At 54.2% G+C, this 14,934-nt stretch carries 13 protein-coding genes and 2 pseudogenes; 12 read left to right on the plus strand and 3 right to left on the minus strand.

Going from position 1 to position 14,934, the window contains the following annotated elements; translation table 11 throughout:
• The first annotated feature begins 348 nt into the window (after positions 1-348).
• From IQK56_RS00740 to IQK56_RS31615, 3 genes and pseudogenes are all read left to right on the plus strand, one after another.
• Positions 349-1,668, plus strand: coding sequence for a Na+/H+ antiporter NhaC family protein (locus IQK56_RS00740; protein ID WP_193901506.1), 1,320 nt, complete (start codon positions 349-351; stop codon positions 1,666-1,668).
• Positions 1,669-1,729: 61 nt separating this feature from the next.
• Positions 1,730-2,551 (plus strand): annotated as a pseudogene (locus IQK56_RS31610) (cache domain-containing protein); the annotation flags it as partial.
• A gap of 102 nt (positions 2,552-2,653) precedes the next feature.
• Positions 2,654-3,409 (plus strand): methyl-accepting chemotaxis protein, encoded by a 756-nt coding sequence (locus IQK56_RS31615; protein ID WP_425274537.1) that lies wholly within the window; start codon positions 2,654-2,656, stop codon positions 3,407-3,409.
• Here IQK56_RS31615 and IQK56_RS00750 read toward each other — a convergent pair.
• The 3 genes and pseudogenes from IQK56_RS00750 to IQK56_RS31620 all read right to left on the minus strand — a co-directional run.
• Positions 3,406-4,212: pseudogene (locus IQK56_RS00750) on the minus strand (U32 family peptidase C-terminal domain-containing protein); the annotation flags it as partial. The gene IQK56_RS31615 and the pseudogene IQK56_RS00750 overlap by 4 nt on opposite strands.
• 184 nt (positions 4,213-4,396) lie before the next feature.
• Positions 4,397-4,984, minus strand: a complete 588-nt coding sequence (locus IQK56_RS00755; protein WP_193861920.1) for an AbiEi antitoxin N-terminal domain-containing protein — start codon at positions 4,982-4,984, stop codon at positions 4,397-4,399.
• 384 nt (positions 4,985-5,368) lie between these two features.
• Positions 5,369-5,650 carry a helix-turn-helix domain-containing protein gene (locus IQK56_RS31620; protein WP_193861921.1) on the minus strand — a complete coding sequence of 94 codons (282 nt, stop codon included), beginning with the start codon at positions 5,648-5,650 and terminating at the stop codon, positions 5,369-5,371.
• 288 nt (positions 5,651-5,938) lie between these two features.
• Between IQK56_RS31620 and IQK56_RS00765 the strand changes: the two genes are divergently transcribed.
• The 9 genes from IQK56_RS00765 (at position 5,939) to IQK56_RS00800 (ending at position 14,852) form a co-directional block, all read left to right on the plus strand.
• Positions 5,939-6,664, plus strand: coding sequence for a hypothetical protein (locus IQK56_RS00765; RefSeq protein ID WP_193861922.1), 726 nt, complete (start codon positions 5,939-5,941; stop codon positions 6,662-6,664).
• 160 nt (positions 6,665-6,824) lie between these two features.
• Complete coding sequence (locus IQK56_RS31485) at positions 6,825-6,938, plus strand: BPSL0761 family protein (protein WP_341869474.1); 114 nt, start codon at positions 6,825-6,827, stop codon at positions 6,936-6,938.
• Between the two features lie 56 nt (positions 6,939-6,994).
• Positions 6,995-7,225, plus strand: a complete 231-nt coding sequence (locus IQK56_RS00770) for a hypothetical protein (protein ID WP_193861923.1) — start codon at positions 6,995-6,997, stop codon at positions 7,223-7,225.
• Positions 7,226-7,474: 249 nt separating this feature from the next.
• Positions 7,475-7,693, plus strand: a complete 219-nt coding sequence (locus IQK56_RS00775) for a BPSL0761 family protein (protein ID WP_193861924.1) — start codon at positions 7,475-7,477, stop codon at positions 7,691-7,693.
• Between the two features lie 188 nt (positions 7,694-7,881).
• The gene (gene parS, locus IQK56_RS00780) at positions 7,882-8,358 is read left to right on the plus strand and encodes a type II RES/Xre toxin-antitoxin system antitoxin (RefSeq protein ID WP_193861925.1); all 477 of its coding nucleotides are present in this window, start codon (positions 7,882-7,884) and stop codon (positions 8,356-8,358) included.
• Positions 8,359-8,677: 319 nt separating this feature from the next.
• Positions 8,678-8,851: a type II toxin-antitoxin system prevent-host-death family antitoxin gene (locus IQK56_RS00785; RefSeq protein WP_193861926.1), complete on the plus strand. Its 174-nt coding sequence runs from the start codon at positions 8,678-8,680 to the stop codon at positions 8,849-8,851.
• 777 nt (positions 8,852-9,628) lie between these two features.
• Positions 9,629-10,342 (plus strand): hypothetical protein, encoded by a 714-nt coding sequence (locus IQK56_RS00790; RefSeq protein ID WP_193861927.1) that lies wholly within the window; start codon positions 9,629-9,631, stop codon positions 10,340-10,342.
• A 185-nt stretch (positions 10,343-10,527) separates the two neighbouring features.
• Positions 10,528-13,755 (plus strand): hypothetical protein, encoded by a 3,228-nt coding sequence (locus IQK56_RS00795; RefSeq protein WP_193861928.1) that lies wholly within the window; start codon positions 10,528-10,530, stop codon positions 13,753-13,755.
• Between the two features lie 380 nt (positions 13,756-14,135).
• Positions 14,136-14,852 (plus strand): hypothetical protein, encoded by a 717-nt coding sequence (locus IQK56_RS00800; RefSeq protein ID WP_193901501.1) that lies wholly within the window; start codon positions 14,136-14,138, stop codon positions 14,850-14,852.
• Positions 14,853-14,934: the final 82 nt, after the last annotated feature.

Consider the following 14,934-nt stretch of genomic DNA (forward strand, 5'->3'; position numbering starts at 1 on the left):
ATCGCCTGTCAGGAAGGGAGAAGGCCAATGAATGAGGGTCTTGCGAGGAAGTTGAAGCGCTTGAGTCGCAGGTTCAGAAATACCCGGTATTTCCTATAGAACACGATCCCTGTAGTGAGCGAGCTTGCTCGCGCTGGAGTGCGTAGCGCTCCCGTTTTTTTGGGGCCGCTACGCAGTCCGAGCGGGAGCAAGCTCCCTCGCCACAGGTTTTTTGACATGCAGCCCCGCCTCCTGCAAAGTGCGCGCCCTCTAATAAGACCTCCTTAAAGCCTGCACGCGGGTCGCCAGCCAATGGCCACCTGAGCGAGGGCATGCCTGTTTTTTATGTTTTTGCTTGAGGTAACCATGATTAACGCAGTCATCGCCGCGGTCGGCACCATGCTGGTGCTCAGCCTGTCCCGCGTGCATGTGGTCATCGCCATCATCGTCGGCGCCCTGGTGGGCGGTTTGACCGGTGGCCTGGGCATCGAAGCCACGCTCAAAGCCTTCAACGGCGGTTTGGGCGGCGGTGCGACCGTGGCGTTGTCCTACGCATTGCTCGGCGCTTTCGCGGTGGCGATTGCCAAGTCCGGCCTGGCCCATGCCCTGGCGGACAAAGCCTTGTTGCTGGTTGACCGCCAGGAAGCCACCGGTGGCAGCCACGTCAAATGGCTGTTGATCGGCTTGCTGTGGATGGTGGCGATTGCGTCGCAGAACATCTTGCCGATCCACATTGCGTTCATTCCTCTGCTGGTGCCGCCGCTGTTGTACGTGCTGACCAAGCTGCAGCTGGACCGCCGCCTGATTGCCTGCGTGATGACCTTCGGCCTGATCACCCCCTACATGTTCCTGCCGGTGGGTTTCGGCAATATCTTCCTCAACCAGATCCTGCTGGCCAATGTGGCCAAGAGTGGTGTGGACATCAGCCAGGTCAACGTGACCCACGCCATGAGCCTGCCCGCCCTGGGCATGGTGGTTGGCCTGCTGGTGGCGGTGTTTATCAGCTACCGCAAGAAGCGCGTGTATGACCTGGAAAAAATCGAGCGCATCGAGCAAGTCGCGGTGCAGTACAACCCGCTGACCCTGCTGGTGGCCGGCGTGGCGATTGCCTCGGCGTTCATCATTCAACTGTGGCTGGACTCGATGATCATCGGTGCCCTGGCCGGCTTCCTGATCTTCTCGGTGTCGGGCATCGTGCGCTGGCGCGACACCGACGACCTGTTCACCGAAGGCATGAAGATGATGGCCATGATCGGCTTCATCATGATCGCCGCCTCAGGTTTTGCCGAAGTGCTCAAGGCCACGGGCGACGTGCGCTCGCTGGTGGAAACCTCGGCGGCGTTTATCGGCCATAGCCGTGGCGTCGGTGCCTTGTTGATGTTGCTGGTGGGCCTGCTGGTGACCATGGGCATCGGCTCGTCGTTTTCCACCGTGCCGATCCTGGCGGCGATTTTTGTGCCGCTGTGTGTGCAACTGGGCTTCAGCCCGATGGCTATCGTGTGCATCGTTGGTACGGCGGGTGCGCTGGGCGATGCCGGCTCACCCGCATCGGACTCCACCCTCGGCCCGACCTCCGGCCTGAACATCGACGGCCAGCATCACCATATCTGGGACACCGTGGTGCCGACCTTCCTGCACTACAACCTGCCATTGCTGGCATTTGGCTGGCTGGCGGCGATGACACTCTAATCTACAGATTCACCGCCGCTGGCCGATAACCTCTCAAGTCGCCTAATAAGAGAGAAAAGCCATGCGTCTGAGTCTGAAGGCCAAAGTCCTGTCCCTCGCCGTTGTGCCGGTGTTGCTGTTTGCCGTGGTGATCAGCCTGACCACTGTGTGGATCCTCCAGGGGCAGGCGCGCAACGAGGTGGATGAAACCCGCCAGCGTCTGCTCAACAACGCCAAGGCCACCCTGCAAAGTTATGTGGAAGTGGCCATGAGCACCATCAAACCGCTCTACGACGCCGCCGCCCCCGGTGATACGGCGGCGCGGGCCGAGGTGGTCAGACTGCTGTCCAACACCAGTTACGGCAAGGACGGCTACTTCTTCGGCTACGACTCAGAGACCATCCGCCTGTTCAAGGGCAACAGCCCCGATGGCGTGGGCAAGAGCTTCAAAGACAATCGCGACCCCAACGGCGTATACGTCAACCGCGACCTGGTCAAGGTCGGCAAGGACGGCAGCCACTACCTGCAATACAGTTCTACCCAACCCGGCCAGACCGAACTGGTGCCCAAGCTCGGCTACACCGAATACCTGCCCAAGTGGGACATGGTCATCGGTACATCCGTGAACCTTGATGGCATCGAAGCCCAGGTGGCGGTGGTCGAGGCCAAGGTCGAGAAACGCATGGAAGGTGTGCTGCTGAGTATCCTCGGTGTGGCTGTGGTGGTGCTGCTGGTGATCGCCGCCGTGGGCATGCTGCTGGCCAATGCCATCCTGCGTCCGCTGCACCTGATGAAAGCCAACCTCGATGACATCGCTGCCGGTGAAGGCGACTTGACCCGCCGCCTGGCCATCACCAGCCAGGATGAATTGGGCGACCTGGCCGGTGCGTTCAACCGGTTTGTCGACAAGATCCACGGCCTGGTGCGCCAGATCACTGAAATGACCGCGCAACTGACCGGGCTGGTGAGCCAGGTGTCCGACCAGGCCCAGCGCTCGGAGCAGGCCATGGAACGCCAGCGCCACGAGACCGACCAGGTGGCCACCGCGATCAACCAGATGTCTTCGGCTGCGCAGGAAGTGGCGCGCAGTGCTCAAGGCGCCTCGGTGGCGGCGCAACAGACCGACGCTGAAGGCCAGGCCGCCAAGCGCGTGGTGGACGGCAGCATCGCGCAGATCCATGCGCTGGTGAACGATATCCGCAGCAGCGGCGTGTCCCTCGACAGCTTGCAGCAGGATGTGGCGTCGATTGTCAGCGTCTTGAGCGTGATCCGTTCGATTGCCGAGCAGACCAACCTGCTGGCCCTGAACGCGGCGATTGAAGCCGCACGGGCCGGGGAGGCTGGCCGTGGTTTTGCGGTGGTCGCCGACGAAGTGCGCGCCCTGGCCAGCCGCACCCAGACCAGCACCCAGGAAATCCAGGGCATGATCGACCGCCTGCAAAAAGGCACGGTCGCCGCCGTGGACGCGATGCGCCGCTCCAGCGATGCCGGTGACGGCACCTCGGCCCAGGCCAACCAGGCCGGCGCTTCCCTGGATACCATGGCCCAGTTGATCGGCACCATTAACTCAATGAACGCTCAGATTGCCAGCGCTGCCGAAGAACAGACCGCCGTGGCCGAAGAGATCAACCGCAGCGTGCACCAGATTGCCGTGGCGGTGGACAGCGTCGCCGATGAAACCCAGTTGGGCGCCCAGACCTCCCGTAGCCTGGCGGACCTGGGCCAGCGCCTGGGGCAGTTGGTCGGGCAGTTCCGGATTTAAACGTCGCGCATCAGCAGGCCGAAGCGCAGGTCCATCTCGGTCGGGATCGGTACATACACGGTGTGCCCATCCCCCGGCGCCACCTCGATGGCCTCGCCCTTGGCGTTGTGCAACGTGGCCAGGTCAAAGTGGAAGTTGCCGGCGGGGGTCATCAGCTCCAGGTGGTTGCCCACGGCAAAGCGATTCTTCACTTTGACCTCGGCCAACTCGCCCCGGCGCTCGCCGGTCAACTCGCCCACAAACTGCTGGCGCTCGGACACGGAGCTGCCGTTCTGGTAGTTCTGGTATTCGTCGTGCACGTGTCGACGTAGAAACCCCTCGGTGTAGCCGCGTTGGGCGAGGGACTCCAGGTTGGTCATCAAGCAGCGATCAAACCCACGCCCGGCCACTGCGTCATCAATAGCCTGGCGGTACACCTGGGTGGTGCGTGCGCAGTAGAAGTGGGACTTGGTGCGCCCTTCGATCTTCAGCGAATGCACACCCATGTGGGTCAGGCGGTCCACGTGCTGCACGGCGCGCAGGTCCTTGGCATTCATGATGTAGGTGCCGTGCTCGTCCTCGAAGGCGGGCATCTGCTCATCGGGACGGTTGGCTTCCTGCAACAGGAACACCTGATCTGTCGGCGCGCCGATCCCGAGGGTCGGCTGATATTCCTGGACGATATCCCCCGTGGCATTCTCCACCGCTGGTGTAGCCTGATATTTCCAACGGCACGCGTTGGTGCAACTGCCTTGGTTGGCGTCGCGTTTGTTCATGTAGCCCGACAGCAGGCAGCGGCCGGAATAGGCCATGCACAAGGCGCCTTTTCCAACTCGAGAGTGAGACTTGTCAATTTGTCTTAAGCGTTTAGCTGTCAGTTTTCATACTCAAGCTTCTGCCATAGGTTGTCAGAGGCGTGACGTTTACAGGTCCAATGTCATGAAAAACCGGTATCGGTAAGGGGGGCGGGCTGAAAGACAGTAACCATGCTGGGGCAGCTTGCTACCTTCAAATCGACACAAGAGTTAACTTGGTCCTCATCCAGGCTGGCATTCGACATGCTTGGAGCGTTTCGAGATCGTCTTCGCTAAGCGCTTGTTTAATATGTGAAACTACCTCGAAGGACAAGGCTTCTTTTCCGATGTAGTGAAAAGCCGTGAGAGCTATTCCTACCTTGGTGTTTGCATGCTGAAAGCGATCTCTTGACGCGTGCTGTAATCGAATGGTGGTATTGCCAATGTGGATTTGACGTGTTGACCCGCTGGTGTAGAAAGTGAGTAACACCTGCATTTGCGTACTTAGCCCCAACAAACGAACGGCCTCAGAACCGTGTATCTGAACCGTCTCTCCTTTTGCTTTGGTCATCAATCTCATCACCGTAAGAGGGCTAGCGCGCACCTTGCCTGCGTACTTGCTTTCTTTCGGTCGCATATAGACTCCGCGAGCTACACGCTCTAGGGTGCCGTTCTCAACAAGTCTAGAGAGCGCTTTATTGACCGATGCTGGACTCCCAAGCTGCGTGAGGAGGCTACCGAGAAAAGGGCGCCCCTTAGGCATGTGTTGGATTCGTTTGGCGATTGATTTTGCGACGGACATTAAGGGCTCTAGCATTCTATGAAGCCATTTGATTTCCTCGCAAAGATAATACCTGCAAGCCTGTTATGTAATGCGTTCACTTCAACAAAAAATCATGAGTGTCGTTGGGGGAGGTGCAAGAATTGAGAAACGGAACAACATCGCTCGCGTCCAGCAGCACAGTGGGCTATCTCAGTGTATTTTCACCAGCGCGAATGATTGAATAGTTTAATTTAATGGTGTCATTCAGAAAGAAATAGCCGCGCATCAGAATCGTCAGCGGATACAGGCCCATAGCGGAAACGAAGGCGTGAACATGCTCAGAGTAAACCTCTCTCCGGCGCTATCCAGTTGGCTTAGGTAGGTTTAGGCCTACCTATCATATTTATCGGCTTCGGGTAGCGGCTAGAACCCTATTTCAGCTAGCTCAAACTGAATCCTTTCAAACAACTGATCCTTGTTGGCGCCCTCGCTTGATGTGAGGTAGCCAGCGAAGATTATGCTCATAGGATGAACCCCGAGAACATCTGCCATCTGCTCGATTTTGTCTATCGACGCACTGCCTCTTCCTGCTTCAAGGTTACTGATGTAGGGCTGGCTTGGACCTAGGCTTTCCTGGGGAATGTCTCTCTTGAGTCGATATGACTTAATGGAGGTACCGATGGCCCGCTTTAGTTCCAATCGCATGAGTACTTCTCGCAAAAGGAACGATAAAGCCGGTCAAAGCAGTTTTGTTCTATACTGTGTATAGTATAATTTGGCTTTTCCTAGGTTTTTAACGCAGTGGGCGCCAATTTACCGAGATTATTCTGCTGGGGTCCTAAGGCTTCTGGAAGCTTCGTACAAATAGAAAGCAAGCGTTACTCACGTCCCACCACACCACTGCGGATGAGATATGACGTTTACATCGCTTCGCCTCTCCACTACAAAGCTTCAAGACAATGCCTGAATTGCATTCGCGAGATTGATACGCCTATGAAAACGAAGTCATCGCGTTTGCCCGTCTGCATCGAATTGCCAGATCGCGCGTCGCTCGAAGATGGGACGTTTTTTGTCCGCTTGCGAACGCTCGATGAGCTAGATGAATTTTGGTGTGAGCACCGGGGGAAATTTGCCTTCGCTTGTGAGGGTAAAACCTCTATTAAGCCGAGCTTTTTGAACGAGTATGAATGGGTGTTTGGCTTGACGAGGGACGCAGTGGTGCGCACGGTCTTGCGCTGGGAACAGTCAGGTATTAGCTGTGAATTTTATGATTGGGCGAAACATGATTCGCAAATGCACAAACTTTTTTTCTTGGATCGCGATGCTGAACGCGATTCCATGATTGAAAAGGGCATATGGTCGGAAAAGGATGAAGCAGATTTCCGCGCCGATTGCGTGCGTCGAACTCCCAAGACCTATCGCGGATGGTGGCGATTTTGCAGTCTGCCTAATGAATACAGTTCTAGCGAATGGCTGAGTGACTGCCCGGGCCACGAGGAGTTGATTGATCCCCACATGGACTATCAGGAGGTTATGACCACTCTCCAAGAGCAAATGTTCGATGATTGGCGGGAGTCTGAATTTTGGGATCTCGAATCGCATAACGGTGAAAGCATCGAGGAGCTTATCCAGTACTGGAAAAATGAGCGTGCGAAAGGCGAGGGCTATTATGGTGAGGAAAATGAGACGCTTGAGAGTACTCACGAAGCTCGTTTGTGAGTGATGCACGTTGTGCTAGCTCATTCGCCATAAAAAATGACCAAGCTTCTTGCTGGTAAGCACATCGAGTTCGTAAGAAATGGCGGTGCAGGGCGTTGAAGAAGGTCGAGCTCACGACCGCCTACAATATACCCGCTCGTGAAAGGAGAACAGCATGACAATGCCAAACGAACGTACGCGAGTGCTCATTCAAACGCGAGATTTTCTGGTCTCGCTTTCGCAAGATGAAGCAGCATCAGAGTCAATTCGACGGCAGGCTAAACAACTTTTGTGATCGTCTAGATCATGGTGGGGACGATCAGGAAGCGATTCATTGAAGGTGAGGCTTGGATGCAGGTCACCTTGCTGCCGGAGTTGAATTCGATCTGGGTGCACTTGGATATGAAGGTGTTGATCGGAGTTCCGTGGTGCGCTCATGTCGGCCGGTGCGAGGTGCACACTGGGGCGGCCTTTGGTGAATCGCGGCGCATCGAACTGACCGCGACGGACAATTTCGTACCGCGATATGGGCAATGCAATTACACCTGTACAGCAGGACTGTTAATCACTCTGGCGGGGTGAACTATCAGGTTTGAGAAGACAAGATTCCCAAACCTGAGCACGGTTTTTGCCCGCGGGCCTTGATGGACGGTACGCCGAGGAGGGCAGGGGCCTGATTCTCCAAAAGCCCGGGCCGATCCCGGCAATAGACTCGATGGGCCGTCTTGGTTTAGGTGTAGGCTGTAGGCGATTTACCAGGCAGAAAACTGCGTCGGACGCCAGCGAGCGCAGAGCGGCTGGACCGTGCACGGTGTGTGCGAGGAGGACACCATGACAATGCCGAACGAGCGCACGCGCGCACTCATCCAGACGCGAGACTTTCTGGTCGAGCTTGCAGAAGATTCCGCGCTTTCAGCGTCCATCCGACGTCAGGCCCGCCAGCTGTTACGGCATTATCCCAATGCAAACGAGATCCTGCGGGCCGGGCAGCTCGAAGAGCGAAGGGTCGACCGACTGACCGAGCCCTTCCTGAGCTCCAGCATCGATTGATCGCAGTGGCCACTCATCATCAGCCCAAAGCAGCTGATCCTAGTCTGTGGATACGTAGAGGGGAAAGGGCTCCATCGCCTTATCGACCTAGGGCGTTATGGAATTCCACTGGCGCTCAATGGCGCTTCCGGTTAGACAGGCGTTAGCTCATATTCCATTGGATGGGACATCATTGGGAGGAAGTGTTAATGAGCACTTCAACTGCGACTCGACGTCCGGCAAAAAAGAAAGAGGCGTCCCGAGAGGAGGGCATCGCGGCCTTTTGGCGATTCAGTTCCCATCGAGAGTCGCTGACGGATGCGCGGAGGCTGCACCAAATAAAAGTAGGGTTGCCCGCCGACCTCATCCAGGTTGTTCGTTTGGCCTTCAACCTTCAGGACCGCCACCTGGAAACGCTGCTCAATGCATCAATTTCGACCCTTGAAAGACGACGGCGAGAGCAAAAGAACCTTGATCCTGTCGCCTCCGAACGTTTGGACAGAATTGCTACGCTCAGTCGCTTGGTCGTGGCGATATTTGAGACACAAGTGACTGCCACACAGTGGATGTCGGCACCGAATAAAGCGCTCGGTGGGACGGCACCGATCATGCTCTGCGAAACCGAGATCGGCGCTAAACAAGTTCGCCGTCTCCTTCAGGCCCTGGAGTGGGGCGGTGCTGCCTGATGGCACCTGGCGACGACCGCTGGTACGAAATACGCGACGGGCCTTTCGGGATGCGTCCTGGGAAATCCGACGGGTCGGTGTTGCCATGGTCGACCAACCACCGCCAGTCGAGTGTTGAGAAAAAACGAAAGTTTCATCGAGACCCGCTTACGCGGCGTCAGCTAAATGACTGGGCAGGTGCTGATTTTCGGCTTTTCGTTTAGGGGGACGCTGGAGCGTGTTTGCCTAACGGTTTCGATTATAGGTGCGACGCGTTGCACTGCACGTGAGGGCTGCATGACGCTACGCCCTAGAACCCCATACAAGAGGTGCCTCAGTTATGTTGACAACCGTCAGCTGTAGCCAGGCTCGCCGGCGACTCCGACGCCTTATTGCGCTGGTCGCCCAAGGGCACAGTTTCGTCATAACCAAGAACGGGCGAGCAATTTGCCGGTTGGAGGGCGCCGAAGCGATACAGGTTGATCATGGCGCCTCTTGCAAAGCCTCACTGTGATGCCTACAAGATTAGTCTACGCAACTTGGGAGTAAGCGTCCGTCCAGCTCACCTTGCATAATTTAAGGTGAGTTCCCACTTGCGCCGTTACCCCAACCTTCCCTAGCCAACCTAGAACTGCTTATCGTATTCGCTCAGAGCAGATGAGATTGACAGCCGATTTCTGCCTGTCGCCACCATCTTCTTGGATCGACCTCGACTACTCGTGATACCGAGAAACCAAATGACGACGAGACTCATCGCGCGTGGGTTGATGCGTCGTTTTATTTCTCCACTTTGCACTTAAATATCAGCTCTAAGGGAAAGGAATCTTTTCTCTAAATGCATAAATCACCCACAAGGACAAAATTTCTTTACTTAATCCTAAAGCTTTACGCGCAGCGTAAGCTGCGCGCCTAGGTACGAAATGCAGCGCCGAACCACCCGCATGCATCGAAATTCACCAGTATTCGCACAGTGAAGACCGGCAAAAAACGGCCAGAAGCGGACAGTTACGCAGGGTTAGCAGCCCTTCCTTGAAGCTTGAAGACGTCTACAAAAGCAGGGGAGATTCAGGCTCAATTTTTTGCAGCATGTGATCGATCTGCCTCCAGAAGCCAGCACTGCTGGCATTGCGCCTATCTGAGCATTTGTGACAGCATCGCCCGATTAACCTCAAGAGCTTCCTACCGTCATGGGACAGTCAATCTCCCATAGGCGCGGGCGAAGGCTTGCCAGTGGCCCGGGGCTGAGATGAGGCTGTAGCGGGGCTACCATTACACAAGGATAGTTTTGGTCATGTCGTACATTAACTTGCCTAGTGATCAGCAAGCTGCGATCAGTGACGTCGATGAGACGTTGCTTCGGTCAGCAATACGCAAGTGCTTGGAGGAAGAGCGCGTAGGGCCGATTCACGGCCTTGGTCTGAGTGATTGTGGGCCTTATGTGGCTACCAAGCTCAACGGGTTCCAACAAGCGATCGCTGAGTACAGCAAGGCCAAGGCCCATGCCAAGCGCGAACGCACTCGGCAGGATGCGCTACATGCCGGCAGTGACCTCATTCACGCTGTGCAGCAAATGAAAGGGCGGCTCGAAACAGAGCGCCAAGAGGGGGAGCTGTTCTTCATTGATGATCAGATCAGGCCACCTTTCCATCTCAGTAAGCGGCTATCGGTGCGAGTGCCGTTCCGCTGGCGGGCGTCCCAGGCTGCAGATTGGAAGCACGGGGAGCTGACTTTCGTCTACGATTTTTCCCCTCAGCCCAGCTATACCCTTCCGCTGCCCAAGCGTAAACCCAGCGCGGCCCAGGTAGCGAGGGATCTCGAAGATAGTCTGTTCCGAGAATGGGAGCGCTTGAAGGCTCAGGCGCTCTTCTCTATGAAGGAATTCTTCCGCGATGGTGGCGACCGTGATGCGGTGCCTGAGGTGTTCGCGGTGAGGCCAAGTCCCTACGGCGGAGGCCTAAATAACTTCAGCTGCAATTTTTGGCAGCCCGAGAGGCCGGCCCCATAAATTCGGCAAGCCATCAGCCTCGGTGCCTATGGCTGTTGTGAACGATCGTCCGCGCACCAAGTCTGCGCGGACGTCCCGCAGCATCGTGAACTGCAGACCATTACGATGACGTCGAGCCTTTGTTGACTAAGGCCAAGGCGTTGGTCGTAGCCGGGCGATGCCATTGATCATTTCAGGAGTGGATGATGGAAAAGGAACAATCGGCTACCAAGATCGCTGGCCCTAAGCCGCAAGACTTCCTGCGAGCGAGGCGTCCGGAGCAGTTCTCAGATTCTGTGAAGCTACAAGAATCAACCATCGACCGCTCCATGCTGGAGTATCACTTCGAGACTCTGAACAATCGAAGCCAAGAGCTTGAGTTCGAGACATTCGTACGGAAGCTTTGCGAGCGAGAAATCTGCCCCAACCTGGTTCCCCAGACTGGGCCTACAGCAGGTGGCGACGGTAAAACTGACACCGAGACGTATCCTGTCTCCAGCCAAATTGCCTTTTTCTGGGGTCTAAATGAGGCCCCCGAGTCCGAACGATGGGCGTTTGGGGTCAGCACCCAAAAAGACTGGAAGACGAAATGCACGAAGGATGTCGAGAGCATCATGTCGACCGGGCGTGGGTACGTCCGGATCTTCTGTGTCTCCAGCCGCTTCATCAAGAACAGCTTGAGGGCGCAGCTTCAGGACGACCTTTCGAAAAAGCATGGCGTCAAAGTGACCATCTACGATCGAACCTGGTTGCTTGATAAAACGCTACAGCCTAAGAATCAGCACCTTGCCATCGATCACCTAGGTCTTACAGGCAGTATTGAAAGCAAGATTCAGATTGGCCCATTCGATGCTGACAAGCAAATTCAGCTCACAGAGATCGAACGTCAGATCGAACAGATTGAAGATCCGGGCCGTCTGACGCTCTCCCAGGTCGACCTCTACACCAAGCGGGCCATTATTTACAAAGAGCTGGAACGGGATGCCGTTGCTGTGGAGCATCAGTTCAATATCGCTGTGCGGACAGCGAAAAAGTTTGGTACCCAGAGGCAGCATTTCGATGCCCTTTACCAGCTGACATGGGCCGCGTACTGGTGGCTGGAAAATGCCGAACTCTTTGAGGAAACCTTTGAGAAAGCGCTCGGCGTGGCCCAAGAGACCGACAACGTTGAGGTGTGGGAGAAAGGCGTAACGTTGTTCAATCTAGTGGTCACCACTCATCGAGACGGTAAGTGCACCCTTGATGTGGATTCCCTAGAAGCCACTATTCGAGAGAGATTGAACTCGATAGCCGACGACGCGGATATGATAAGCGGCGCATTACAAGCCAAGACCTCTTTGGCGCTTCTAAATCTGCTGGTTGCCGAAAATGAGGAGCAAGCCAATAACACCTTCCGGTCTTTGAGCGAAATCGCTGATAGTGCTCATAAGCTGATTGGCTACCCTATGGCTCGTCTCGTCAACTTGCTCGAAGCACTCGATGTGGCCTTTGGAGATCTCAAGGCCTACGAAGATCTCATGGATAAGCTCATTGATGATGCCGGTGCACGGGAAAATAGCCGGATTAAGGCAGATAAGTACCTGAGGCGAGGAGCGCTGAGCAGCGATAAAAAGGACTACTACAGGGCGATCAAGTGCTTCGGGTTATCCCTGTATGGGCTGTATAGCAGTGAAAGCAAGACGGAAGTCTTCGCTGCCCTTTATATGTTGTCCCATGCATACGATAAGCAGGGCCTGCTCTGGGCTGCGCGAGGAGCAGCGCTGATGGCCGCTTATGTGGTCACCGCTGACGCACTGAAGGAACAGCGAAGCAGTGCTAAGCAAGCTGCTATTTACCAACGACTCATGTGGATTGAAGGTCAACTAGGTCGCGTGGGTCAGTCTTTGACTTGGTATCACTTAGCTCAACTGATCTCTCAAACGGTGGATGAAAAGCCGTGGACAGAAAATCAGAAAATGAATTATGAGGTTCTGATTGGTAAGCTATTTCTCAATGCCAATTTTTCGGACGTTGAAAGAATAGCCTGGCTGCCGGACAAGCTGAATCAGTTGGATCTAGGGCTCAGTGCAGATGCGCTATTGGTATGCTTAGGCCATGAAGATAAAGCGGGGCCTGAGGGTGTGCCAATTGACCTTCACCTTATGAACATGTGGCGCAGTATTGATATGGGCGCTCCGGTGGCCCCGCTCGACCTCTATCTGGATCGCTGGACGACCATAAGCTCCTATATCCTGGGTTGTAAGGTGTCTGTGTCCTTCCCGGTGAAATCTCCATGCATTGAGTTAGCGCAGCAATTGCTGGCTGTACTGGAGAGCTTCTGCGCACCGATGATGGCAGATCATGCAGCGGCTACAGTGCCCGCCGTGAATATTGATATCTTATTGGACGATGAGGATGACTTCATACTGCAGCACAGCTTCGACACCGCTGCGCAGGTAACCTCTGCTGAGATCCTCTGCTCGCCGTTCAGCATTGCCAATTTGACCGATGAACAACGAGATACGATCAGGCAATTTTACAGTGAATTCTGCCTTCACTTTGTGTCCATTATTTGCCCTCAAATTGGCTGGTCGAAAATCGAAGAGATGCTTCGAGACGACAAAGCCCTGGAGCGAGCAGTTGTCTTCAACTGTAATATTGGATTGGACAGCTATTTCATGGGACGTGATGCTGTCCCAGGCATCGGGTCTCATCAGGATGCTACCTTCGAATTGCACAAGCCAACTCGGCGCGTAACTTGGTTTGAGCACCACAATATAGAGCCTATGGATTGGCGCCCTAAATCTAATGTGCCTGAGGAACGTCCAAAACATCCGTTTCAGTTTTCAACAATGAAGCATAGAGAGCTTAAAGTAGTTTCTCTCATCCAGGAGAACCTGTGGAATCAAGCCGGTTGGAGGGGTTTAGGCTTTCAAACATGCGAAGGCGAAACTCCAGTGCTGATGTTTGGCTTCGAGAATGCCGCTATTGGGCATAAGATATTCGAGAACATCGCAAAAACTATCGGAGACAAAGATCCCAATAATGTGTTGCGCATCGCATTGATACGAGGTATTAACAAGCAGAATCCTGCGCATTATCGCGTGGCTGTTACAAGTAATCTTGATCGATCTGATGATGGCTCTTCGAAAGTCCAAACGGCACTTTCTAGAATTCACACCATGACACCAAGCTCTTCTGTAAATATAGACAGATTTTTGAAAAATTACGAAGTGCACAAGAAGTGTCATGTTGCTACGGTGAATGCCGAAGGAAAGCTTGTTAGCCATGTGTTAACTTCTGGGGTTGTTGTCATGCATGCCTGGGAGATTGATGAAAACGACCAGGAGATTTCGGCTATCCAGCCTGACGACGATGTCCTTATTCCGGTAAGCATGGAAAATCCTCCAATCAACCGTGCGTTGGCGAAAATTCGTTCATTTGAAGCCAGATAAGGGTTAGTCAACTGCCCCAGATGTCCCATCCACTGCGCCGTGGGGGCTTTCTTGCTTTGCGACGAACGACGCATAACGCATTCGGCTGAAGTCAGATTGGTTCGAGCATCCGCTCCTGGCCGAATGCTGCCTGCCACGAAGGGCCGCAGTCGGCCGATTCTGTTGAAAAAGTCGGTCATCCAAAACTGCCTGATCATCGACCGGTGAAAACGCCTTTTTTACACGCTGCTACGTGAAATCTGCCTCTGGACACCTCAGCCGAAAGTAAAGATTTCAATGTCGGACGCGTACTTTTCAGCTGCGGAAACCATGGCCGACTTTTTCAACAGAATCGGCCAAAAGCAGACGCTCGCCCCACAAGCACCTAACCAGGAGTTAGCATGCCACTTGATACAAGCAGCTACGTTTATTTCTTTCAAGGCGCATGTGCTGAGTCCCATATCGCAGCACTGTTTCAGTTCGCTGGGTTTGAAGTAACGAAAATAACACCAGATTCAGGAATTGATCTCGTGGTTACCAATATAGCTCGGTCACGCTTCGCAAACGAGACGCCGAAATCTATAAATGTTCAAGTCAAAAGTACGATAATGAAAGATGAGTTCGCCAACTTTTGGATTGCCGAGGATGAGCTGGATTTCTTGAGTCAGGGCGAAAACCGTTACACCGTTTTCGCCTATTTTTATGATTTAGAGAAGACGCTCGATTTGGACGATTTTCGCGCTTACACAAATCAGATGGACGAATCGGTTGACACTGAGTCGCCAGAATTGCAGTCGATTGATCGCAAGGACGGCGGGGCCAGCAAGAAACATAAAAATCATATCTTGGAGTTCACAAAATACTCGTTAGATTTGTTCTGGCTTAATTCCAAACAGATCCAGCGATCAAGAGACGAGGGCTTATGGGAGTACTCTGTTGAATTTCAAAAGTGGGGACTTAATGTCTCAACTCAGGATGGATTCTTGTCAATTTACAATAAAAAAAACGATAGTTTTGCCTGTCCAGTTTCGGCGCTACAAGAGGTTCGCTACATGATGATCTCAAGCCAGTCCCAAGCGAGTTTTGACGAAGGAAAATTTTCGTTTCTACACGTATAGGATGAACAAAAATAATTGGCAGCCGGTGTCCTCGAAAGGTCGTCAAGCTAGATGACCGACGTCCAACTTTGAAAAAAAGACA

The organism is Pseudomonas cyclaminis (genome assembly GCF_015163715.1).
Classification (GTDB): domain Bacteria; phylum Pseudomonadota; class Gammaproteobacteria; order Pseudomonadales; family Pseudomonadaceae; genus Aquipseudomonas; species Aquipseudomonas cyclaminis.